The sequence below is a fragment of the Novosphingobium resinovorum genome, from assembly GCF_001742225.1.
In the GTDB taxonomy this organism is placed as follows: Bacteria; Pseudomonadota; Alphaproteobacteria; order Sphingomonadales; family Sphingomonadaceae; genus Novosphingobium; species Novosphingobium resinovorum_A.
Genome location: NZ_CP017076.1, coordinates 897108 through 920971, shown reverse-complemented (window position 1 = coordinate 920971; position 23864 = coordinate 897108). Strand labels below are relative to the sequence as shown.

The 23864-nt window shown below is 61.8% G+C and carries 19 protein-coding genes; 10 read left to right on the top strand and 9 right to left on the bottom strand.

Annotated features, from left to right (window positions below; all coding sequences use genetic code 11):
• Positions 1-529 precede the first annotated feature (529 nt).
• The gene (locus BES08_RS21570) at positions 530-3976 is read left to right on the top strand and encodes an Eco57I restriction-modification methylase domain-containing protein (RefSeq protein WP_231958317.1); all 3447 of its coding nucleotides are present in this window, start codon (positions 530-532) and stop codon (positions 3974-3976) included.
• Positions 3977-3994: 18 nt separating this feature from the next.
• On the top strand, positions 3995-4783 hold the full coding sequence (locus BES08_RS21565) for a hypothetical protein (RefSeq protein ID WP_036528181.1): 789 nt from the start codon (positions 3995-3997) through the stop codon (positions 4781-4783).
• Between the two features lie 227 nt (positions 4784-5010).
• On the opposite strand, the gene BES08_RS21560 is transcribed toward BES08_RS21565, so the two are convergent.
• The 3 genes from BES08_RS21560 to BES08_RS21550 are packed head-to-tail and all read right to left on the bottom strand — an operon-like array spanning position 5011 to position 8634.
• Positions 5011-6906: an ATP-binding protein gene (locus BES08_RS21560; protein ID WP_036528180.1), complete on the bottom strand. Its 1896-nt coding sequence runs from the start codon at positions 6904-6906 to the stop codon at positions 5011-5013.
• Complete coding sequence (locus tag BES08_RS21555) at positions 6903-7418, bottom strand: ABC-three component system middle component 5 (protein ID WP_069709450.1); 516 nt, start codon at positions 7416-7418, stop codon at positions 6903-6905. Before BES08_RS21555 ends, BES08_RS21560 begins: the two co-directional genes overlap by 4 nt.
• Positions 7411-8634 carry an ABC-three component system protein gene (locus BES08_RS21550; RefSeq protein WP_036528179.1) on the bottom strand — a complete coding sequence of 408 codons (1224 nt, stop codon included), beginning with the start codon at positions 8632-8634 and terminating at the stop codon, positions 7411-7413. The genes BES08_RS21555 and BES08_RS21550 overlap by 8 nt, the downstream gene beginning before the upstream one ends.
• A 143-nt stretch (positions 8635-8777) precedes the next feature.
• Here BES08_RS21550 and BES08_RS21545 point away from each other — a divergent pair, with 143 nt between their 5' ends.
• On the top strand, positions 8778-10262 hold the full coding sequence (locus BES08_RS21545) for an ISNCY family transposase (RefSeq protein WP_037520338.1): 1485 nt from the start codon (positions 8778-8780) through the stop codon (positions 10260-10262).
• A 771-nt stretch (positions 10263-11033) separates the two neighbouring features.
• The gene (gene tnpA / locus BES08_RS21540) at positions 11034-11453 is read left to right on the top strand and encodes an IS200/IS605 family transposase (protein WP_036530815.1); all 420 of its coding nucleotides are present in this window, start codon (positions 11034-11036) and stop codon (positions 11451-11453) included.
• 236 nt (positions 11454-11689) lie between these two features.
• Here tnpA and BES08_RS21535 read toward each other — a convergent pair whose 3' ends face one another.
• A complete protein-coding gene (locus tag BES08_RS21535) occupies positions 11690-11944 on the bottom strand; it encodes a hypothetical protein (RefSeq protein ID WP_036531062.1) in 255 nt (84 codons plus the stop codon).
• Positions 11945-12042: 98 nt separating this feature from the next.
• Positions 12043-12519 carry a Ros/MucR family transcriptional regulator gene (locus tag BES08_RS21530; protein WP_069709449.1) on the bottom strand — a complete coding sequence of 159 codons (477 nt, stop codon included), beginning with the start codon at positions 12517-12519 and terminating at the stop codon, positions 12043-12045.
• 832 nt (positions 12520-13351) lie between these two features.
• Here BES08_RS21530 and BES08_RS21525 point away from each other — a divergent pair.
• Together BES08_RS21525 and BES08_RS21520 are read left to right on the top strand one after the other, a co-directional pair.
• Complete coding sequence (locus tag BES08_RS21525) at positions 13352-14239, top strand: ArdC family protein (protein ID WP_036531066.1); 888 nt, start codon at positions 13352-13354, stop codon at positions 14237-14239.
• The gene (locus BES08_RS21520; RefSeq protein ID WP_036531068.1) at positions 14236-14520 is read left to right on the top strand and encodes a sigma factor-like helix-turn-helix DNA-binding protein; all 285 of its coding nucleotides are present in this window, start codon (positions 14236-14238) and stop codon (positions 14518-14520) included. Before BES08_RS21525 ends, BES08_RS21520 begins: the two co-directional genes overlap by 4 nt.
• A 131-nt stretch (positions 14521-14651) precedes the next feature.
• Here the strand turns inward: BES08_RS21520 and BES08_RS21515 are convergent, their stop codons facing one another.
• The 4 genes from BES08_RS21515 to BES08_RS21500 all read right to left on the bottom strand — a co-directional run bounded on the left by BES08_RS21515 (position 14652) and on the right by BES08_RS21500 (position 17456).
• Entirely contained in the window at positions 14652-15254 is a 603-nt protein-coding gene (locus tag BES08_RS21515; RefSeq protein WP_155986506.1) for a hypothetical protein, read from the bottom strand.
• Between the two features lie 354 nt (positions 15255-15608).
• Complete coding sequence (locus BES08_RS21510; RefSeq protein WP_036531071.1) at positions 15609-16100, bottom strand: hypothetical protein; 492 nt, start codon at positions 16098-16100, stop codon at positions 15609-15611.
• Positions 16081-17088: a hypothetical protein gene (locus tag BES08_RS21505; protein WP_036531074.1), complete on the bottom strand. Its 1008-nt coding sequence runs from the start codon at positions 17086-17088 to the stop codon at positions 16081-16083. Before BES08_RS21505 ends, BES08_RS21510 begins: the two co-directional genes overlap by 20 nt.
• A complete protein-coding gene (locus BES08_RS21500; RefSeq protein WP_036531077.1) occupies positions 17085-17456 on the bottom strand; it encodes a hypothetical protein in 372 nt (123 codons plus the stop codon). The genes BES08_RS21505 and BES08_RS21500 overlap by 4 nt, the downstream gene beginning before the upstream one ends.
• Before the next feature lie 224 nt (positions 17457-17680).
• Between BES08_RS21500 and BES08_RS21495 the strand changes: the two genes are divergently transcribed.
• The 4 genes from BES08_RS21495 to BES08_RS21480 all read left to right on the top strand — a co-directional run bounded on the left by BES08_RS21495 (position 17681) and on the right by BES08_RS21480 (position 23861).
• The gene (locus BES08_RS21495) at positions 17681-18091 is read left to right on the top strand and encodes a hypothetical protein (RefSeq protein WP_155986507.1); all 411 of its coding nucleotides are present in this window, start codon (positions 17681-17683) and stop codon (positions 18089-18091) included.
• 29 nt (positions 18092-18120) lie between these two features.
• Entirely contained in the window at positions 18121-19977 is a 1857-nt protein-coding gene (locus tag BES08_RS21490; protein WP_051587252.1) for a type IV secretion system DNA-binding domain-containing protein, read from the top strand.
• The gene (gene mobF / locus BES08_RS21485) at positions 19978-22755 is read left to right on the top strand and encodes a MobF family relaxase (RefSeq protein ID WP_036531082.1); all 2778 of its coding nucleotides are present in this window, start codon (positions 19978-19980) and stop codon (positions 22753-22755) included.
• A gap of 194 nt (positions 22756-22949) precedes the next feature.
• Positions 22950-23861, top strand: coding sequence for a tyrosine-type recombinase/integrase (locus BES08_RS21480; protein ID WP_036531095.1), 912 nt, complete (start codon positions 22950-22952; stop codon positions 23859-23861).
• Positions 23862-23864: the final 3 nt, after the last annotated feature.

Genomic DNA, 23864 nt, shown 5'->3' with positions numbered 1-23864 from the left:
TGACTGTCAGTGGACGCGACGACGTGCCCGATGGGTTGCTGTTCGTCGACGCCGGAGCCAAGGCGGCTGCCAACGCGCTGCATGAGCAGTGGAAGCGCTATGCCCACGGTCTGGCTGTCATTGAGAGCAAGCGCTGGGCGCGCCCGCTCGACCGGGCCTCGGGCCGCGACGAGGCCACTGCACCGTCCACCCAGATGCTGCGCTATTTGCGCCGAATCGATGACTTGACGAGTGGCCAGCTCCGCTGGGGCATCCTGACCAATGGTGCCAAGTGGCGGCTCTATTGGGCAGGGGCGCGTTCGGTTTCAGAAGAGTTTCTGGAAATCGATCTCGGCCGCGTGCTTGCACTGGACGGCGGCGATGATCTGTTCGCTGACGAGGCCACACGCGAGCACTGGTTGCGTGTTTTCGCCGTCATGTTCTGCCGCGACGCTTTCATCAAGACAGGCACAGACAATCTCTCATTTCATGAACGCGCGCAGCGGCGGCGTTCTATGAGGAACGTGTTGCCGCCAGCCTTTCCAAGCTGGTGTTCGAACAGGTCTTTCCCGACCTCGCCAATGCCATTGCTCAGGCCGCGCCGCAGGCATCGCTGGAGGATGTGCGGCAGGCCTCGCTCGTCCTGCTCTATCGCCTGCTGTTCCTGCTCTTCGCCGAAGATCGCGACCTGCTGCCGGTGGGCGAGAAGCGGTACGATGACTATGCCCTGCGACAGCAGCGCAGTGAAGTGGGCAGGCGAATTTCCGAGAACGACGTCTTTTCGGATACGGCTACGAAAATCTGGCACCACGTCGCCGATCTTGCCCGGATCATCGATAAGGGCGAGGCGAAGGTAGGCATCCCGCCGTATAACGGCGGCCTGTTCGCCGCCGATGGTACGCCACTGCTCGATACCATTCGCATTCCTGACAGCGTGATGGCCCCAACGCTTGATGCCCTGTCCTGGATTCGTGAAAGTGGCACGGCACGCTACATCAACTACCGCGACCTTTCGGTGCAGCAACTTGGCTCGATCTACGAGCGCCTTCTGGAGTTTGAAATCGTCCGCGACGATTCCGGCGTACTCACGGTCCGGCCAAACTTGTTCGCCCGCAAGAACAGCGGGAGCTACTACACGCCCGACGAGCTGGTGGGCCTGATCCTTGACCAGACGCTGGAACCGCTGATCGCCGAACGGCTCGGCGCCTTCCGCTCCGCGCTGGACAAACTCGATCCGAAGGATTCGCCGGACTATCAGCGAGGCGATCTTAACGACGCCGACCCGGCGGAAGCCATTCTGAAACTGCGGGTCTGCGACCCGGCAATGGGATCGGGGCATTTCCTAGTCTCGCTGGTCGATACGCTGGCTGATCATGTGCTTGATGCGATGGCGGAAGCGCAGGCGCTGGCGACAGAGGCCGCGCCGCGCCTTGAATACGTTTCCCCACTGGCCCGCAAAATCGAAGACATCCGCGCCACCATCCTGCGCAATGCCAAGGCTGCGGGCTGGACCATCGACCAGGCCCAGCTTGATGATCGCCACATCGTGCGGCGCATGGTCCTGAAGCGCTGCGTCTATGGCGTGGACAAGAACCCGATGGCGGTCGAACTGGCAAAGGTGGCGCTGTGGCTGCACACCTTCACGGTCGGCGCGCCGTTATCGTTCATCGACCATCATTTGCGCGCAGGAGACAGCCTGTTCGGCCTGTGGGTGCGCGATGCCATCGACAAGGCCGGTGCTCAGGGCGGTGAGCTTCTGCACATTGGCCCCTTACGGGAGGCGGAGGCATCGGCGGCAGCGATGGGGATCATCGAGCGACTGACCGATGCCGAAATCGCCGAGGCGCACCAGTCCGCCGCGACATGGTATGGTGTGCAATCGCAGATCGGCCCGCTCGACAGCTTCGTGTCGTTCCTTCACGCGCTGGACTGGCTGAACCTAAAGCAGCCGGTAGACAAGGCGGCAGTGCGCGCGATGCTGGATGGCCAGTTCGGCAATCCTGTGGAAATCATGCTGGGGCGACAGGAGCCAATTGCAAGGAAATCCGCTGCCGCCAAATCCGGTGCGACCGACCGGATGAAGAAGCAGCGCTTCGACGCGAACGAGCTGCTGGAGGCCGCCGAGCGCATTCTGGAATCGGCCCGTGCGCTAATCGGCGAGGAACGCTTTCTCAACTGGCAGATCGCTTTTCCTGGCGTTTGGGAAAAGTGGAGCAGCGCGGAACGGGGCGGCGGCTTCGATGCCGTGGTCGGCAATCCGCCGTGGGACCGGATCAAGCTGCAACAGGTCGAATGGTTCGCCGCACGCAAGCCGGAAATCGCGATGGCCCAGCGCGCTTCTGATCGCGCCAAGTCGATCGCAAAGCTCAAGGCCGACGGCGATCCCTTGTGGGATGATTTCACCCATGCCGAGAGTCGGGCGGCGGATACGGCGCGCATGGCGCGTTTCAGCAGCGGCAAGTCAACCAAAGACCCCGAAACCGGAAAGTCAGTTCCAGCGCTTTCTGATAACTACCCGCTGCTGTCTGGAGGCGACACCAATCTCAATTCACTCTTCGTCGAGCGCGCCCATGCACTCGTGAAGCCGGGCGGCATGGTTGGTTTGCTAATCCCGTCCGGCATCGCGTCTGATCAAAGTTCGGCGGCCTTCTTCCGCAAGGTAGTAGGTGAGCGGCAGGTCCACAGTATCATCGACTTCTTCAATAAGCGGTATGACGGGACTCTGTTCTTTCCGGACGTCTATTACCGATTTAAGTTCTGCGCCTACGTCGCTGGTGGGCCGGGACGGACTTTCGATTGTGCCTCGTTCGGCTTTTTCATCCGTGACCTGACCGAAATCACCAACCCTGACCGCGTATTCCCGGTTTCGGCAGATGAGATCAACCGAATCAACCCGAACAGCGGAACTGCCCCGATCTTCCGGTCCCGGCGCGACAAGGAGATCACGTCCGGCATTTACGCCCGACTGCCCGTTCTGGTCGCCAAGGATTCCGGCGATACCGTGTGGTCTGTTCGGTATGCCACGATGTTTCACATGGCAAATGACAGCGACAAGTTTCGAACTCAACCGGAGCTTGAAGGTAACGAGGCCGCATGGCCCATCGGCGGCAATCGCTTCCGGTCCACCGCTGGCGAATGGGTGCCGCTTTACGAAGGCAAAATGGTGCAGGCGTTCGACCATCGCGCTTCCGACATCGTGCTGGCGGCCGCCAACGTGTTCCGGTCTGGCCAAGGCTCCGACCTTACGGATGGCGAGCATCGCGATCCTGCTCGCCTGCCGACGCCACGCTATTGGGTGAAGGCCACCGACACCGGCTGGGACGCGCCGACAGACTGGTGCGTGGCCATGAAGGACGTGACCTCTGTCACCAATGCTCGGACCACAATCACCACGATCATCCCGCGCTATGGCGCAGGCCACACCCTGCCGGTCCTGTTCCCCCGCAAGGGCGATGACCGGGCCAGCTACATCCGTTCGGCCCCGCTGTTGCTGGCCAACCTCAATTGCGTTGTCCTCGATTACCTCGCCCGGCAAAAGGTCCACGGCAACCATCTGGCCTGGTATCTGGTCGAACAGCTTCCGTTCGTATTGCCTGCCGAATATACCCGCGCCTTTGGCCCCAAGACTGCCGCCGAGATCGTGCGCGAAGCGGTGCTGGAACTGACCTACACTGCGCATGACCTCGCCCCGTTTGCCCGCGACATGGGGTATGTCGATGCCAAGGGCGAAGTCATGCCTCCTTTCGTATGGGACGAAGCGCGCCGTCTGAACCTGCGCGCCAAGCTCGATGCGCTATATTTCATCCTCTATGGCGTGTTCGATCCGGCCAATTCGGCGCGGAGCCGGGAGGACATACGCTACATCTATTCGACCTTCCCCATTGTCGACCAACAAGAGCGCGACAAATGGGGCGGAAGCTACAAGAGCGAGGAACTGTGCCTCGCGTGGATTAATGCGCTGGTTGCCGGTCAACCCGACGCGGCCATAGGCGTCTGAAGGAAAACCGGGGCAACAATGAAGCTGAACCGCCAACAGATTCAGGCAAAGGCAATCGCTGTTCTTGAAGCCAACCCGCAGGGCATCCGCTGGTCCGACCTCTTGCGCGCTGTGGAAGCTCAGGCTCCCGACACCCCTCACAACAGCATTCATGGGGGCATTCACAACCTCCTGACCACGCGAAGTACTGAAATCGTGAAAGTCGCGCGCGGCACTTATCAGCTTGCGCAATACGTTGCCGAGGATGATGCCGCCGCAAGCGCTCACGAAGCCGAAACGGTTGCAGCACCGGTCAAGGCCGAAACCCCCGGTTCCGAGCCGCTGACCGAGCAGGATTTCTACGCCAGCTTCGCCGAATGGCTGGAAGAGAATGACGAGGCCACCGTCGCAGCCGCGCTGGGCGGGGCCAGCCTGGGCGGCAAGTGGGGCACGCCTGATGTGATCGGCGTGCTCAAGCCCCGCGCGCAGGACATTTTCAAGTTTGAGCCGCAAATCGTGACAGCCGAGATCAAGGCCGTGCCCAGCCAGCCGGTTGTCGCTTTCGGCCAGGCGGTTGCCTATCGGCTGTTTTCCCACAAGAGCTACATCGTGGTGCCGAACTCCACCAGCAGCGACGACATGAATCGCCTGAAGTCGCTCTGCAGCATCCATGGCGTGGGGCTCGTGACCTTCGCGTTGAACAAGGCCCAGCCTGACTATGTCGTGGTCGTCCTGCCGGTGAACGCCGCGCCGGACATGTTCTATGTGAACAACATGCTGGAGCGGCTAAAATCGAGCGAGCCAAAGCTGTTGAACAAGCTGTTTTGACGGGGGCACGAATGAGGGGGCTTCTCGCTGGACTGGTGGGTGGAACCCGTCCTTCGCAGGCTCGATCCATGAACGAAGAAGCAGTTGCGGGAGCGGCGTCCCAGGCCGGGAACGATCGGAATTGTTGGCGCCAACAGACCATTAGGGGGGGCGCCCTTCTAGAGTCCGATATCGCCCTTCGGCGCTCCAAGCGGACCGGGGCAACGTCCCAAGCTCTATCGGCGCCTTCAGTTCAGCGAGCGCGCAGCACGCTGATACTGGCGTCCGACGACGAGGTCTGGTTGATCAAGCTCGGGGGCGATCTTAGACGTTGTGTAGATGATCTGATGTGGCGTCTTCGAGCGCTTCGATAAATTCACAAGCAAGCGCTGAAAATTCCAAGAACGTTCTTCAACCATTCCTTTGTCTTCTACATTATCGAAAAGCATCCAGCGCGGCAGGTTGAAACGCTTGTCGAGTAGAGATGCGCTCAGCAGGCCAGCCGCAAAGCTATTCTTCAAGATTACCATGCCGCTCGCACTGCCGGCGCGATTCTTCTCACCATTGATCGCAATCCAGTCTCCCGAGAATTCAAAGGAGACGTTTTCGACCTCGCCAAAATCGCTGTGCTCCTGAAGGTCTTGGTCGAGGAACGCCTTCGTCTCGTTCGAGATAAGCGTGTACGCCTCGAGCTTTCGCTTGCCCTGCGCACGCAAAATTGCCTCGATTTCTGCCTTTAATCGCGTAACGCGGGCACTGAGATCCTCTTTGGCATCGGACGCCGCCTGAATTTTCTTTGCCAACTCAAGGCGCTTATGAAGACTTTCGAGTTGGCTGTCGATGAAACCAACTTTGCGGCTCAGCTCAGCGATCGCGCTTTCGCGGCCTGTGACCGTGCCGGATTGGCCAAGTTCGATTGTCGACGATGCGCGCCTGAGCACCTGACGAGCAACGCGCAGCGCGCTCTGCTTTTGGGAAAGCTCCTTCAGTCGATCGACCTGGAGAGATTCGGATTCCTTCAGTTGCATCTGAAGATCTAGCCGAACAGCAAGCGCACGGCTGTCGTCAGCGCCATCAACACGCTTCGTGTCGCACAGTTGGCAATGCGCCTCATCCTTGGGTGTCACCGGCGCGAAGCATGACGGGCAATACTCAAAAGCGAGATGGCCAAGCGCGAAGAATGTGGTCGATGCATTGTCAAAATCAGACAATGATTGACCTAGATGTTTTATGAAATCTTCAGCGTCGGAAATCTCGTATTCCAGAACTTCGATTTCATTGGTCAGGTGGGCAACGGCACGCCTAGCGCGATTATATTCCTTGATCGCGTCAGAGCGGATCTTTTTCAGATCTGCACGCTCAGATTTTTCTTCAGAAGCGGAGACCAGCTCATCGATCAATGAGAGCAGACCGGTACGTTCTTTGCTGGCCTTCTCGATGGCCGCGCTAATGTGCTCGGAGAGGATGTTCTCTCCATAGCCAGACGCCACCACTACCAGGCTACGGTATTCCATCACGGCAGCGGCGTACAGTTTCTCGGTCTCGCGCAGCGCTATCTGCTTTTCGTAAAGGTCGTACCCTCCAACGCCAGACAGCAGGTCACCTACCGCTTGCCTTGTTTGCCAAGTATCGAAATTCTCGACGCGGAAGATCCGCTGCACGGGCGTGAGTTGATCCACGTACAGCAGCCGAAGCAACTGGTGCATGGTGATGTTGCTGCCGCCGTCACTGATCGACTCGGGCAGGCCGATCGCATTGAACAAGACCTGACTAAAGCTGTAGCCGTGATCTGGCCGGCGATACGGCAGTGTCTGCCAGCTTTCGTTGGGCGACGAGAGAGCCTCGTCCAGCGTGCCGAAGTAAATTGACATCGGACGCCCCCCGTCGGTCGACACATCGCGCCTGAGGCTGAGGATACCAGACTTTGTGATGAGCTGGATGGACACCTGCTCGGCTCTGGAGGCAGACGCTTTCCAGTCCTTCAGGTCCCCCCCGAGGCCGAAGAATATGAAGTCGGCGATCGTGGATTTTCCCGCTCCGTTCGAGCCGTGGATGATGTTCACACCCGCGTGAAATACTTCGTCATAGAGAACATGGGAGCCGCGGCTGACGAGCATGCGCTCGATCCGGAAAAAGGCGATCACGCTATCGGCCCCCGCGATGGAAGGCCTGCCCGCTTGGTAAGGCTGTCTCGGCCGGTCAGCGGCAGAGAGGCCACATCTTCGACCAAAAAGGCAACCAACACCTTATCGGCGGTATTCTGCTCAACCGCTTGCTTCATGATTTCTGCCGGAACCATAGACTTTTCGAGGCTGGCGTATCGGTCACGGAGGGCGTCTCGCTTCAACAAACCTAGACCAGTCAAACGCTTGAGCGCCGTCGTCTGATAGAGTTGCAGCTCCTGCCAGACTGAGGCCGTCCCTGGGAGGCGCACAAAGGAGTTCGCGGGCGTCGGAATTCCAAGAGCACGAAAGCGCTCCTTCATGTTCGCCGGCAGTGAGAGGCGGTGAAGCAAGGGGGGAAACATCAGGAACATGTCGAGGATTCTAAGCTGCTCCAAGGGCATCGGTTCGTCCTTCGCTGTCATCAGGCGAACCATGCGAAAAATGCAGTGATAAGGGTCGCGAGACGCGTACCAGACACGCAGATCAGCCATTGTCCCACGCCAGATGGCAGTTGCCCGCGAGATAGTACAGCGCCCCATCGACTAGACCCGCCGTGATCTCGTTCTCGCCTGACGAATGGTTGGCAGCGCACGGAGCGATCACCTGATCCTGCACCGCTTGATCGACTTCCGCAGCGCTGCCATCCTCTGCGATTACGCGCGCGACATGACGGCTGAACCGGCTCTCAACGTCAGCCAGCAGCTGTGTGTACCGGGTCACAGCGGACGGCTGCGCAATATGGCGCTGAAGCGCCATATTGAACCGCTCCTTCTTTCGCTTTGCAGCGCTTACGGCATAAGCGCGCCCTGAATCTGTCAGCTTCTGACTGAGGTCGCGGCGGTCATGGTCCGCCTCGGTCGTGTAATACTCGTAGTCGGCTAGGACTTCAGCCGCGACTGAGGTTGTAGGGGCAGCCGTAACGCCATCAGCTTTAGTATCAATGGCATCGCCGGTCGAGCCGCATCCCTCGGAGCCGGACGCACTCGGCTCGGGCGCAACCTTCTTTAAAATCCCGCGGATCATTGCGCACATGGAAGCGTAGACCGGAGCTGTTTTGCTGGCAGGCTTGCAAATATCGATGTGATTGCTTTGGACGGCAACCGGGTCGCTTCCAACGATGCCCGGATTTGCCGAAACCTTATCGACTATCTGAAAACCGTACGTTTTCTCGGTCTCATAGAATGACCGAACCACAGCGCTCTGTCGGGAGATCCAGGTGCGGAAGTGATCGTTGAGATCGATCAGACCATCATCACTATAGGCCAGCTGCTTCGATTGCTTGCTCTTGAACTGCCGCAGGAGGACGTCAAGCGACATTGAAAACTGGGAGCCCTGATGGGGCGTGCCGAGAAAGGCGACCCCGGCCACCGATCGGCCGATAGCGTTGTAATCGATGTTGGCACTGTCAGCGCAGCGCCTCAACACCTGTTTAACGATGAGGCCTCCGAGGCTATGGGCGACGAACAGCACATGCGGCGCGCTTTCCTCGCGACTGACGATCTGATCAAGCATGGCCAAGGCTAAGTCGTGGATCGATGCACCCTCGCCGGACAAAAAGCCTGCAAGTTTGTTGGAATCATAGCTGAGCACATACACGCGGCAGTTAAGGAATTGCTCCGCGAGCCAGCGCGGCCAAAACGTGTCCTCGTCCCGCTGCCAAGTTCCTATGGAGTCTCCACCCAGGCCGTGGACGAAAAAGATATCCAATACAGCAGCTAGCGGAGTTTGCGCGCGTGGTGTAGCGCGACGATTACGGAGTCCGGCGCATTGCCTCAATAGAATTGTTCCCCAAGGCATAGTCGTTGCCTCATCAAGAATGCTCCCGAAGATATTGATTGTGGAGCAGACAAATGAGGAGGGTCAGCATGATGACGCGCGACGACATGATTGCAGCAACTGGCGAGCGGTATCGAAAAGGCGATCGCGCGAATCGAGGGAAGATCCTCGATGTATTCACGGCCATTACAGGCTTTCACCGCAAGCATGCGGCCCGGATCCTGCGCGCTACAGGGCGGCGTGAGCGGGGCGCGCCAAGACCGGAGATGCGTCTCTACAACGACGAGATGGACGGCGCGCTGGTGACGCTGTGGGAGGCCTCTGACCGGGTCTGTGGAAAGCGGTTACACGCAATGCTGCCGCTGCTTGTCGAGGCCATGGAGCGCCACGGACATATGACCCTGCTACCAGCCATTCGGGCTGGGATCCTTACCATGAGTGCGGCGACAATCGATCGCCGTCTGGCGCCGTTCCGCGAAGGGGCCAAGCGGCGGCGACGGGCACCACCGTCGGCGGCCGTGAAGGCAGCGGTCCCGGTCCGCACCTTTGCAGACTGGGGTGACCCGTCACCGGGGTTCTTTGAGGCCGATCTAGTGGCCCATTCGGGTCCGTCCGCAGATGGAAGATTTGTCCAGACCCTGACTCTCACGGACATTGCCAGCGGGTGGACCGAAACGATGCCGATTCCGTTTCGCGAGCAAGAGTATCTGGTGCAGGCACTGACCAAGCTGCAGCGATCACTTCCGATGCCGATCCTTGGGCTGGATACTGACAACGACACGGTCTTTATGAACGAAACTATTCAGGCTTGGTGTGCAGTTCATAATATAACCTTTACCCGTTCTCGCCCGTATCACAAAAATGACCAAGCGTGGGTAGAGCAGAAGAACGGATCCGTGGTCAGAAAGCTGGTTGGATATCGTCGATATGAAGGGCTCGAAGCCCTCCAAATTCTTGAAAATCTCTACGCCGCTTCGCGCCTGTTTGTAAACTTGCTTCAACCATCCTTCAAACTGATCTCAAAGGAACGTCATGGCGCCAAGGTTATCAAACGCTACGATAAGCCGGTCACGCCCTGTCAGCGTCTCCTTGCAGATGCCCGAGTCAGCAATGCTATCAAGACACAGTTGTCGACCATGCAGGCGAGCCTGGATCCCATCGACCTGCTCGCACGCATGCGTCATTGTCAGCAGCAACTGCTCAATCTTTCACAGGATGAGCAGGTTGAGGGGGCAATCCAGCCGGACGCGCGGCTTGGGGACTTTCTGGCGAGCCTCAAGGATGCTTGGCATTCCGGCACCCTGGAGGAACCGGCGCGTCCACAGCGTACTTGGAGGACCCGCGTCGATCCCTTCGCGGCGACGGCAACCGAGGTGACCGCCCTGTTCGAAAGCGCCATGGGGCAAACGTCTCGTGATTTGTTTGAACAGCTTTGCGCGGACCACCCCGGCCTGTACCTCCCAGGCCAGTTGAGGACTTTCGAACGACAGCGCAAACGGTGGCGAGCAGCGAAAGCCGACGCACTGATCCTCGGGGCTGCCGCAGTGGCGGCTGAATAGTGGCGCGAACGGCGCTCCATCCATTGCCTGTTCGCGCGCCGCTTCGCTACGCTCCGCAACCCGCGAACAGGCAATGGATGGAAAGATCTGGCCCAATCGGCTATGGGAACCATTCTGATGAGGCAACGGCAAACGCCTCGGGAACATCTTTGCTTGAGGCAACACGACCGGCCATCGTAGTTGTCGCCGCGCACGTGGCTCCGCAAAAACTTGACTTAAGCCTTCGACCGACATGCGGGCCCTACACTCCCCTAACGATCCGAATTAACCGACCGGCTCATTACCGTACGAATGAATTCACCGTCCTGTCAAAATGAAAAACTAAGCCGGATCGTGTAGTTATCCGTCACGGCGCAAATCATCCACCCTGGCGCACGGCAACTTTCAGACGCCGCGACATTACTCGGGAACGGCCAAGACAGAACGCATCGCGGACGAGCTGTTTGCCCAGCCAATTGTAGCAATGAAGTGGCCCCTGTTCAAAATTGACCGTGCGTGAGCAGGGATACGTGGCCGCTTACCTGGAATCCAATTCCATAGCGGACAACCCAGTAGGTCTCATATGTCGTCATTCACTTTCGCCCACAGTCCAGTGAACGGAGGGCAGCTTTTGAAGGGCCGATTTAGAGTCCTCTTTCGGGGAGGAACCCCTCCGACTTCCAGTCGGATACTGGCTTCAGCCGTAGACTCGCGTGCAAGCCTGTAACCTCGGGAAAAACGGAAGACCGCCTGAAGGGCGTAAGTCTTCCGTTTTTCCCGAGGTTACAGGCTATGCGCTACAAGAGCGGTTGTCACACGACATTCCATCATCGCTATCATCTCGTCTGGGCACCCAAGTATCGCTTCAAGGTGCTCCATGGCGACGTGCGCCTGCGGGTCCGGGAAATTATCAGGCAAGTTTGCGCCGAGATGGGCGTGACGATCATCAATGGGGCACTGTCGAAGGACCACGTGCACATGTTCGTCGAAATCCCGCCGCACGTTTCCGTCAGCGATTTCGTCCGCCGTGCCAAGGGGCGATCGTCACGGAAAATCCAGCAGGAGTTCGAGCACATCCGCAAGCGGTATTGGGGGCAACGCTTCTGGCAACGCGGCTACTTCTCGACTACCTCCGGCAACATCACCGATGACATCATCATGCGGTATCTCGAAAAGCATACCCACAAGGATGGCTTCAGCCCCGCCGCATGATCCTACCGGCGTCAGCCGGTCAGTCATTCAGCCCGGTGAACGACCGCTTTTCAGGCCACAGTTGACACCAGCATCCTCAGGTTCGAACGTCCGCTTTTCTATCATCGCAGCTCTGAAGCGGACCGAGCCCAAAGTCCCATTGTCACCATTCGGTTCGTGGATGCGGCCGCCCCCGTAGTTCTAGCTGGCTCATATCAACAGATGTCAGAAGTTAGAAATTCGCCGAGTATGCTGCATTACTGCCTTGCCATGCGATAGACCTTGGATCGCATCCGAAGCACTTCAGTGAGCGCCGCTTCAAACGCGCAAAAATCGTCGGTGACGTCGCGCTTCTCAATGAGCGCGAGCGTGACCCGCTCCTGGATGGCCAACGCTGCTTCCTCGGCGCGGTCTAGCTGCTCGACGACCGCTCGACCTTCGGGCGAACGGCGTGCCAGAATGTCGGCCCAGGCTTCGCCGCCTTCATAGTGCTCCCCGTCATGCTCTGCCATCGCTCGCGCCTTCCAAATCCACCTGCGATGAGAACGATGCCAAATTCCGATGCTCCAGCCAACGACGCGGTTCTCCTAAAAGCCCGCCGTTCCTCTCGTTAGCCCTCGGTGAGTTCGGCCACGACTTTCTTGACGCGCGGCTTGCGGGCAGGCTTGTCGGCGACGACGGGCTCGACGGGGGCTTTGCGCTTACGACCGAGACCGAGGGTCTTGGCGATCTCCCGGCGCTTTTGCGAATGGCTGGCAGCGATCATCGGATAGTCGCTGGGCAAACCGAACGCTTCGCGGTAGCTCTCGGGCGTGTAGCCATGCAAGGTCAGGTGCCGCTTGAGCATCTTGTAGGGCTTGCCGTCGATCATGCTGACGAGATGCTCGGGTTTGATCGAGGCGCGGATGGAGACGGCACCCTTGGGCTTCTCGACCACCGCCTGGGTCGGCACACCAAGCTTTTCTAGCGCGTCGTAGACCTTTTCGATCAGCGTGCTGACCTCTCCCACGGCGATGCTGTTGTTGCTGACATGTGCCTCGACGATCTCGGCGGCAAGCGTAATGAGTATTTCGTTTTCGATGGCCAATTTTGGCTCCTATCAAGCGACTGTCTGCAGGATAACGCGCAAGTCGGTATTTATCCACCCATCGCAATAATAATATCATCAGGTGGGTACTGTGCGCTGCCTTATATTTCACGATCCGTGAAGCCGATGTTAATCGCCCGCCAGCGAAGATGCGATTGGCCGGATTTTCTAAGTGAGATCCGAGGCAGGGTGCGCAGATACGAGCATTCGAGTTCCGCACTACGACGCCAGACGAAGTTTATACTCTGTCGCCATCGATAGAGGTTTGCGCAGTTACGGTAGCTCACACTTTGCAATCGTCATTATCGATGGCGGCGAGATGACGGGTCCGCCGCTGGTCGTCTTCCAGTCGCGGTCTGACATGCGCTGCCTCCTCTCTGTTCCGCAGGCGCGAGGTACTTGCTCGTTCCAGGCGAGGGCGAGTAGGAAAGGGAGTGGCGTCTTAGGGCCATGCCCTGACCGCGCTCTACTTCCGCTCCGCTTCAGCCAAGCCGCCTGATGGCGTCTTGTCGGCATAGCCGTGACGATCGCATGACGCGTGTCGTCCTGCTCGAAGCAGGCCGGGCGAGCGGCTTTGCCGCTCTTCAGCGGTCGCCGAGCCTGTGGCCCGGCGGCGTGGGCCTTTGGCGGCATCAAGGTGACGGGGGGCGTCGCAGCCCTGTAGCCCCACCTCGCCGGGGCGCAACCCGTCCGTTTCACTCCCGGGTCCTCCACTTCGTTGCGGCCTTGTCAGGTGCGCCCCGCCCTGGCCGGCGGGGCTGTTGGTCCGCTCCTGCCGCCCCCCGCCACCCTGGCGCCGGTCAATGGCGGTTGAGGAAGGAGTGAAGGAGCCGTGAGCCATACCGAACGTCAGAGCCTCTATGGAGAGGTAACTGCCCGGATCATCGCCGAGCTGGAAGAGGGCCGGTTGCCGTGGGTGCAGCCGTGGGATGCGTCGAAGTGTCCATGTACGATGCCGGCGAACGCGGTGTCGGGAAGGTTTTATTCAGGGATTAATGTGCTCATTTTATGGGCAGCAGGGATCGGCGGCGGGTTCGGCTCGCAGCGGTGGCTGACGTACAAGCAGGCTGCAGCAGCAGGTGGGAACGTGCGGCGCGGTGAGAAGGGGACAGTTGTCTGCTATGCCGATCGCTTTACCCCCAAGGACGAGGCCGCCAAGGCGCAGGGCGAAGACCGCGAGGCGCGCACCGTTGCGTTTCTCAAGCGCTTTGTCGTGTTCAACATCGAGCAATGCGAGGGCTTGCCGGACGACCTGCGAGGGGAAGCAGCCGTGCCTGATCCCGTCATGGCGATTGCCGAGGTGGACAGGCTGATTGCCGCGAGCGGTGCGGACTTCCGGATCGGCGGGAGTGAGGCGTTCTATTCGCCCGGGCAGGACTATGTGCAGGTGCCGCCGCAGCCTGCGTTTCATGAACCCATAAACTGGTTTCGCACGGCGCTTCACGAGATGGGTCATTGGGCCGGGGGTAAGGGGCGGCTGGAGCGCGATCAGTCCGGGCGGTTCGGCTCGGTGGCGTATGCCAAGGAGGAACTGGCGGCCGAGATGACGGCGGCGTTCACCTGCGCAACGCTGGGCATCCAGCCCACGGTTCGGCATGCAGATTACATCGGTGCGTGGCTGGAGGCAATGCGCGCCGATGAAAAGGCCATCTTCCGGGCAGCGAGCGCGGCCAGCAAGGGCGCCGACTATCTTCTCGCATTCGGGGAGGGCCGGTCATGATCCAGCGCATCGCAATGTGGCAGCAGCGCAGAAAAGAGGCGCGCCTGCGTGACGCCTTCCAAGAGATCGAGGATCCGACAATGCGCCGGATGCACCGGGCGATGGCATCGCTGCCCGCGCTGCACCGCGAAGTATTCCGGCTGGCGCGCGCCGAGGATTTGAGCACAGACGAGATCGCCCGCCGCCTCGGCCTTTCAAAGCGGCAGGCCCGGAGGCATTTTGTCTACGCGCTGTTGATGCTCGTGCGCTCGATGGACAGGCAGGAACGGGACGGTTGGTGACAGCTGTCGCTGCCGCCCGGCACGCCGGGCGGCAGCATCCTTTCGCCGATGGCGATGGCAGGGGCGACCATCGCCAGAACGGAAGACGACATTCGGTGAAGCAATCCTGCGCGTCATGTTGCGGTGTACGATCACGAGCACGATCGCGCCGCGCGCCGTCTCGGCTTCAGGGTGTGCCCCGTTACCTCCGCGACGTGCTCCACCAGCGCGGTGATGATCTCGGCGACGCTCACTTGCGTAAAGCCCCCATCACCCGGCTCGATGCCCTGCATCTGGCTCATGGTGTTCCACTTCCAATAGGGAGACAGCACCTCCATCAGACGTTTGGTCTCGGCATCCTCATATCCGAAGCCGGTAGCGTTGGCGTAGGCGAGGGAACGGTCGACGTGCAGGCCAACATATTTGGCGCACCACATGTCCGGAAAGCCGACGTCGAGCAGATGCGATGACAGAGCGAGCTGAGCGACGATACCGGCCGAATAGAAAAAGCGGGACATGCTATTGTCGAAGCGGCGCGCTATGTTCTCCATTCCCTCATGAAATTCGTGTGCACGCTCGAAGCGAGAAAAACTCAATTCGCGTCCCTCACGTGTACGCACGAGCCGTACCGGCCGTGCATCGTAGCGGCGCCACAGCGCGCCAAGCTCGGAGCTCTCGCCGGGCAGGGTGATGATAGCAGGGCTCGGCGCTACGGCGCCAAGGCCAGATGAAGTCGCAGGAACGATACTGTCCATATGCACCTCCGGTCCGCGTCAGGAGCGGTAACGGAAGACTTCAGGGCATCACGCGGACCGACCCCGAACTCCCGCACGCTAACGCGCGGGAGCCGCCGGAGCTGGTAACATGCAGATCACATGCGCCGCCGCCTTTCACCCGAAGGTTTGGACATGCGCGACGGCACCCCGGAAAACTGTGTTTTCCGAGTTTTTTCTGATCTGCGGGATTACCAGTCCCGGCGCCGCCTTTTGCGCAGCGCGCGGCAACGATACCAGACGCGAATCCGCTCGCCAAGTTTTGCGTAAATGATGCGCAGCGCGCTGGCCGTTGGCCTGCCTTGGGCGGCGACATCGGCGGTCTTTGATTGGGCGTTACTTGCCGCGACGTCTCGCAGAACGACCGAGCCGGAACCGCAGCATGGCCCAACGGGTATACCACGTAAGCTTGGGTTGCGAGCCAACGTATCCAGGCTTCAATCCCGCCCGCCGACACATCTCGAATGTGCTGCGACGGTGCTTAACCGTCTCGATATAGCGCGAGACCTCGGCGATCGCCGCACGCGTCCTATCGATATCTGCGTCGTCGGGAAGAACAGGCATCCAGGCCCAGATACCGAGCTCATCGGCTTCCTTGAGCGTGAGCGAAAGGTGAAACCGGATGTAGTCGTTCGCGGTGCGGTGGCTTGCATCGAAAATGACGGGCAATGACCGGCGCAGCTTGTCGAGCTGCTCACGTTCTTCCGCTGTCAGGCTTGACCAGTCTCTTACTTCAAGCTCGCGCATCATCGCATGAGCCCGGTCCCACTTCGCCTCCCAATCGGGATCGTAGGTCTCCAGCAGCTTGCTATTGAACCGGACCAACACTCGCACCTCCCTCCACCTTCGCGTCAGCGTTCGTGCCCTGCGTTCCGGTCTGCGCCTGGCGCTGCGACACCGATGATGTCGAGGCGAGCCGCAGATTGACGGTCTGCCCGTTGATCCGGCCATCGCCGAACCAGACGCCTCCGGCCCTGGTCCAGGTCAGCCCACGCGGATCGGCGACAAAATCGCCAGCCGGAATATGCGTGAAGTGGATGTTGCCCGAGCCGGTGAGGTCGGTGGAGAAGCGGCCACCGACCACCTCGTTCGCTGCCTCTGTAAGCGCTGCTTTCAGGGTATCCATCGGGATCGCCTGAAACGTGATCAGCACCTGCCTGCGGGCAGCCTCCGGGTCAGACAGGCGGGAGGAGCCAAGCTCTTCGTCAATCAGCGCGAACACGGTGTTGGTGTAGATCGCCGAGATCGCCAGCATCTCCATGTAGCGGATGTGGAGTTCCTCGTCATAGGTCGACGGCCGGCGATGAGCGCGGAAGAATGGTGTGTCGAATTGCGGATCGACGCGGCGGTCGTCGATCGCCTGCACCTCCCAACCCTTGCGCGGCTGCATGGCGAGCGCGATGGGAGCGGCGTAGACGATGTGATCGGGATCGAGCGGGGTTATGCTACGCATCTTGTCGATGCCAGTCTCGGCAATCTCTGCGCGGGTGGGCACGACATGCGCCTCGACGGCCACGTCGAAGCGTGGCCGCCCTTGTTCACCCGGTGAGAGGAGGATGCGCGCAAGGGCATCGAGCGGCATGCCGCGCGCCGCGATATCGGTGAGGAAGGCATCAGCCATGATGCCGGCCGCCGGCATCTCGTAAGTCTTGCCGGTTTCAAAGCCGAGCGCGCGCACCTTCTCCCACAGGCTCGACAAGCCCGAGCTCGAGCCCGAACTTTCCGAAGCCGATCCCGAGAGCGATGGTCCGCCCGAACCACATGCCGACACCACCACTAGCATCAGGCAAGGACCGGCAAAACGCACCGAGATCATCGGTCGTTCTCCTTCATCAGAGCGCGAAGCTCCTGCGCGTCAGCAGCGCGGTTCGCGGAGCTTCCCGCCAGTCTTTGCTCGAGCTCGCTTGCCCGCTGGCGCAGGCGCGCGAGCTCGGCTGCGGCCTTCGGATCGCACCCGGTCGACCCTGATGCCGGCTCCGCTTCCCACTCCGTCCGCCGCCCCGCCATCGCCTGCCAGTCGCGCTTGAACCCCGCGTCGAATGCGGCCCTGTCGGCGCGCACGACGGCGGTGTCGCGCTCGACCCTGACGTCGACGTGCTGCTGCCAGGTGACCGTCAGCCACGTCAGCACCGCCGCCATCGGAGCCGCCACCAGGGCGCCGGAGGCGAACCCGCTCAGCGCCATGATGAACGCCCGGGTAAGTATTCGGAAGGAAGAAGGGGCGAGGCTTTGCCTCGCTCTGTTTTTGTCCACACCCTACGCACGTGTGCTGCCTCCATAGCGTAGTCGATATGTGGTCGCAGTGACCAGATGACCAATGGCAACATACATGGAAAGCGGTGTCAACGCAGTCTGTACTTATTTTCAAAGTCGCGTATTCTCTTCGCATACTGTCGAGGTGGGCGGCTATGGCACGTGTGATGCTGACAGGCAGAGTAACAGATACTCAGGCTGCCGCGTTAAAAGGCTACGCGGCGGACGTTGGCTTGCCGCTCTATCAGGCGACGGTGCGCGCGCTGGAGCTTGGCATCGCAGCGCTGGTCGGGGGCAGGGGCGCCGAGCCGGCTGGTTCTGACAGCACTGCCGCTGCGCTTCCCACGAACGCTGAGGTGGAGGAATTGCGCGAGGCGATAGACCGGCTGGCGACACGTTCGGAACTGACCGATCGATTGATCCAGCGCACCCTCTACGCGGCCGGTGCTGCCTATGCGGCGGCGCTTGCAGAGCCCGGACAAGGCGAGGAGCGCCTGAAACAGATCGCGCTCGACGCGGATCGGATATTCGATCGGCAGCTCGCCAAAGCGAAGGCCGATTTCTGATGGCGCTACGTCGGGGCAAAGTCTGATCGATGACGCGCCGCGCAGAAATTCTCTCGCGCGGTCAGGCGAGCCAGAACCGGATCTGGGCCGGCATCAACGCCCGGGCCCAGGTGGCGGCGATCCTGATCCTGGTGTGTGCCGGTGTAGGCGCCTTTGCGGGATGGAAGACGGCGCCCGACCTCACCCGGCGCGGGGCCAGCCTTTATCTCAAGGTTCAGGGACGTGAACTCCTGGATCCGTTCGGCCGCAACCTCCAGACATACGAGGCGCGCGCCCGGGTTGCGGTGCGTGATGAAATCCTCGCTCCCGAAAGTCCGGCCACCCGTGCCTTCAAGCGCCTGCTGTGGCGGATGGGGATCTGTGCGATGCTGTGCGGGATCGCCATTGGCGTACCGCTGTACCGTTGGCGTCGCCGGGCCTGGTTGGCGGAAGGCGAGCGCGCCGGCCGCGACCGCACGGTGCGCGGCGCTGAGCGGGTGGATGCAAAGACGCTCGCGCGCATGGTCTCGGTTGGCGCTGGGACACGTCCGGTGACGATCGGCAGGGTGCCGGTGCCTGAGAGCGAGGAGGCGCGGCACTTCCTGTTCGCCGGTGCGACGGGCACCGGCAAGACGACGGCGATCTGGGCGCTGCTCGATGAGGTGGAACGGCGAGGTCAGCATGCATTCGTGCATGACGTCGATGGCGGTTATGTCGCGCGCTACTACCGTCCCGAACGCGGAGACCTGATCCTCAATCCCTTCGACGAGCGGTGCGCCTACTGGAACCCGTTCGATGACGTGCGCTCCGCCTCCGATGCCGACAGGCTGGCGGGGTTCATCGTGGCGAAACCCGGAGGCAACGCGGCGGGCGATGATGTCTGGTACGACCAGGCCCGGCTCGTCGCCGCTGCTGTGATCCGGCGTCTGTGGGAGCAGGGCAGGGGCAGTATCGGCGAACTGGTCTATGCCCTTCGCGACATGACGCCCGATCAACTGGCGACCCTGACGCGCGGGACCGAAGCATCGCGGGTATTCCAGAAGGATGCCGACAAGGCGACCGCGAGCGTGCTGTTCTGCCTCGCCGAAGCGGCGAAGATCGTCGGCTCATTGAAGCGGGCGCCGGGGGATGGGCCCCGCCTCAGCTTCGACGACTTCTATCAGCGGCTGCCGGATGTCGAAGGCGCCAAGCCCTGGATATTCCTGGCTTCGCGCAAGCGCAATTTTGCTGCGGCAAAACCGCTGCTCGGCTGCTGGCTGGACTGCGCCGTTGCCGCGATCCTGGACCGGCCGATCCACGGCGCGCCCCGGGCGTGGCTGATCATGGACGAATTGCCGGCGCTGCCGCGCGCATCGGGGTTGCTGACCTTGCTCCCGGAGGGGCGCAAGTTCGGGGCGGCGGTGGTGATTGCCTTTCAGGCGATCGGTCAGCTGCGGGAAACCTACGGCCAGCATGCGACTGGCACGATCGTCGGTCAGACCGGAACACAGCTTGTCATGCGTCTGGGCGATCCCGAGAGTACTCGATGGGCGACCGAGCTGCTGGGGCGGTCCGAGATCGAAGAGCATCGCTCGAGCGCCTCACTCGACAGCGACGCCATGAGCGACAAGGGTTCGCTCTCGACCTTACGGCAGACCAAGCAGATCGTGCTCGACAGCGAGATCGGTCACTTGCCGCCGCTGACCGGCTTTCTGCGCTTGTCCGGCTTGCCGATCGCGCGCGTGGCGATCAGTCGATCGCATATGGAGCGGCCTGACATCGCGGAGCCTACGGTGCCTCTGGGGACTGCGGCGGTATCGGGACAGGGGCCGGCGCCAGACCCAAAGTCGGAGCCGACATCATCGCCTGCTCAAGGGGCAGCGACGCGGGAAACGGGCGAGGACCGCACCGCCGGGGGAGCGCTGTAAGTGGTTGCCAGCGTCGCAGCTCTGAAGAGCGCCGCGCAGGCTTCCAGCTACTACGAAGCAGACGATTATTACTCGGAAGGCGGCGAAGCGCCGAGCGCCTGGTTCGGCGAGGGTGCCAAGGCGCTGGGGCTGGTCGGCGAAGTGGACCGCGCCGCCTTCAGAAGCGGCCTCGAAGGCCAACTGCCCAATGGCCAGAAGCTTGGGACCATCCGCAACGGTGAGCGGGAGCATCGGCCGGGCTGGGATGTGACTTTCTCCGCGCCCAAGTCAGTGTCGATCATGGCCGAGGTCGCCGGTGACCGGCGGCTTGTTGGCGCTCACGACAAGGCGGTGCGCACGGCCCTCGACTATATCGAGCGGCACGGCGCGGCGACCCGGGTTCGCGAGGGCGGCGAGATCAAGACGGTTGAGACCGGCAAGCTGGCGGTTGCGACCTTCCGCCACAACACCAGCCGCGCACAGGATCCCCAGCTTCACACCCATGCCGTGATCCTCAACGCCACCCAGGACAGGGCCGGCGTGTGGCGAAGTCTGGAAAGCCTCTCATTCTTCCGCATCTACAAGGATGCAGGCGCGATCTACCGGCAGGCGCTGGCGCAGGAGGCGCGCCAGCTCGGCTATGCGCTGCGGGAGGCCAAGGGCTCGATGTTCGAGCTGGCAGCCGTTCCCGAGGCGGCGATCCGGCAGTTCAGCGCGCGGGGTGATCAGGTGGAAGCCGCATTGGCCGAGCGCGGCAAGACCCGGGCCAATGCGACCGCTGCCGAGAAGGCGACGCTGACGCTGGCCACCCGTCAGGCCAAGGAAGAGATCCCGCGCGAGGCGCTGGTGCCGGGCTGGCGGGCCCAGGCCGATGCGGCCGGGTTCGGGGAGGCCGAGCGCATCGCGGCGATCGCAGCTGCGGAGAGCCGCGCGGCAAAGGATGGGCCACGCGGGTTGGCGGAGACGGGCAGGGCGGAGGTCGCCGCTACGCTGGCTGTCGCGGCGGCGGCGCGTCAGCTATCCGAGCGTGAGGCGGTGTTTGGTGCCGCCGCGCTGGAAGCGCGCGCGGGCGAACATGCGGGCGGCAAGGCGAGCGCGGCCGAGATTGCTGCAGCTGTCGGTAGGGCACGAGCAGGTGGTGAACTGGTTGCACGCGAACGGGGGGCGGCGGGGCAGGGCTTCACGACACGTGAGGCGGTGGCCACTGAACGCCGGATGCTGGCAATCGAGCATGCCGGGCGGGATGCAGCCGCAGCGCCGCATGCGCGAAAGGACGCTGCCCGGATTGTCACCACGGCCGCGTTCTTCGCCGAGGCAGAAGGGCATAAGTGGACGCAGGGCCAGCAGGCTGCTACCATTGGCCTGCTGGCGGGGCACGACCGTGTCGCGGGCGTGCAGGGCTATGCCGGCACGGCGAAAACGACCACGGTGCTCGCGACATATGCAGACGGCATGCGCAGTGCCGGATACCAGGTCCGCGCCTTTGCGCCCACGGCTGCCGCTGCAGCGGTGCTGGGTGAGGCAATAGGCACGACAGGCGAGACGGTCGCCAAGGCTGTGCTGACGGGCGAGCAGCTCATAGCCGAGGCGGGCAAGTCCCGCGAAGCCTGGATCGTGGACGAGGCCTCGATGGTCGGTGCGCGTGACATGGCGCGTCTGCTCGGCATGGCCGAACGGGCAAATGCGCGCATGGTTTTGGTCGGCGACGTGAAGCAGCTTGGCAGTGTCGAGGCCGGTAGGGCGTTCGGTCAGCTTCAGGACGCCGGCATGCGGACCTTCGTGCTCGACAAGATCGTGCGGCAGCAGAACGACCTTACGCGCGAAGCGGTGGCGGCGACGATTGCTGGCGACGGGAAGCGGGCACTGGAAGCCCTGGACCGAGGCGGTGGGCGCGTCGCCGAGCTTGCCGATGTTGCCGATCGGCGTATCGCTATGGCCCGGGACTATGCAGCGCTCTCCGTCAAAGAGCGGGAGCGGACCTTGGTCATGGATACGACGCGCGAGGGTCGCGAGCTGCTGACGCAGGCTATTCGGGCTGAACTGCGCAAGGACGGTACGATCCGGGGCGAGGCGGTCTCCGTGGCGACGCTGGAGAGCAAGGGGCTGACCCGCGAGGAGGCCCGCCATGCGCGCGGGTACGAGATCGGCGATGTGGTGACGTTCCGGCGCGGCTATGAACGTCATGGCGTTGAGAGGGGGAAGGCTTACCGGGTTGCGCGCGTCGACGGCGATGCCAATCGGATCGCGCTTCACGACCGACACGGGCGTGCCATCGATTGGCGCCTCGATAAGTGGGGGCGGGGGCAGGTGGAGGCCTTCAGTGAAGTGCAGCGTGAATTTGCGACTGGCGACCGGGTCCAGTTTACCCGTAACGATCGTCAGGCTGGCCGGGTGAATGGCGCGACCGCGGCGGTGATCGGCATTGATACTGAAACGCGCACTTTGACAACCGTCGATGCCCGCGGGCGCGAGCATACCTTGTCGCTCGACAGCACCGGTGACCGGCATATCCGGCACGGGTGGGTAGGCACTGTGCATGGCAGCCAAGGCGCGACGGCTGATCGGTCGATGACGCATCTGGAAAGCTTCCGCGCGAATACTGTGGATGCAAGGTCCGCCTATGTGGCGATCAGCCGTGCCCGGCAGCACGCTGCTGTCTATACTGACAGTAAGGAGAAGCTGGCCGGTGCGATCGAGACCAGGACCGGGGAGCGGCAGGCTGCCGTTGCGTCATCGCGCGGGGCAGGCATTGTTGCCAGCGACAGCCCAGCGCAGAGCGGCGGAATCGGGCTCGGATGAGCAAGCTATCTTGAGCAGTGTTATCTGGATGAAAACGAGGCGATACCGGTCCGATGTTGGGACTTGTACGAACCCGCTGCGCGGGATTGGCCTATGACCTTGATGTCGTGCGGGCCACGCCTGCGATGCGCCTGACTTGAGCGCAGGCGAGCGCAGGCAGACTCTATCGGCTCCTTCAACTGAGGAGTCGAACAATGAACACTACCGTGATGACGCCGCCCCGGACCCTGCGCGAGCGCATGGTCGAAGATATGGACCTGCGCCACCTGTCGCGTGCCACGCAGCGCAACTACCTGCGAGACGTAGAGCGGTTCGCTACATGGCTGGGCCGTCCTCCCGACACGGCCAGCGGAGAAGATCTGCGCCAGTTTCAGCTGGATCAGCGGGAGGCAGGGCTTGGTGGGCCAACGTTGAACAGCATCGTATCGGCGCTGCGCTTCTTCTACACGCATACGATTGATCGTCCGGACCTGACCCGCAAGCTCTACCGGGTAAAGCATCCCCGATCCTTGCCCACGGTGCTCAGCCGCGAAGAAGTGACGCGGATGTTGGGGGCGACGACCAGCCTCAAGCATCAGGCAATCCTGTCCGTCGCGTATGGCGCAGGCCTGCGCGCGTCAGAGGTATCCAAGCTCAGGGTCAGGGATGTTGATGGCGAGCGCATGCTGCTCCGGGTGGAATGCGGCAAAGGCGGCGGGCATCGCAATGCCATGCTCCCGAAGGACCTGCTGTATCTCCTGCGCGCGTGGTGGAAGGAAGGACGGGACCAGGGCGTCATGCACCGCGATGGCTGGCTGTTCCCGGGACAGCATTACCTCAAGCCCATATGTTATCGCCAGATACATCGTATTGCGGCCGAGGCAGCACGTGCTGCCGGCATCACGAAGCGGGTCGGGCCGCATACCCTGCGGCATAGCTTTGCCACCCACCTGCTTGAAGACGGCATCGATATCCGCATTATCCAGGCGTTGCTCGGACACGCCAAGTTGAACACCACGGCGCTCTATACCCAGGTGGCCACCCGCACCTTGAGAAACGTCGTCAGTCCACTCGACAAGCTGGCCGTGCTTCCGGCCCCTCGACCTCAGGCATCGCCAGACGGCTGAGGC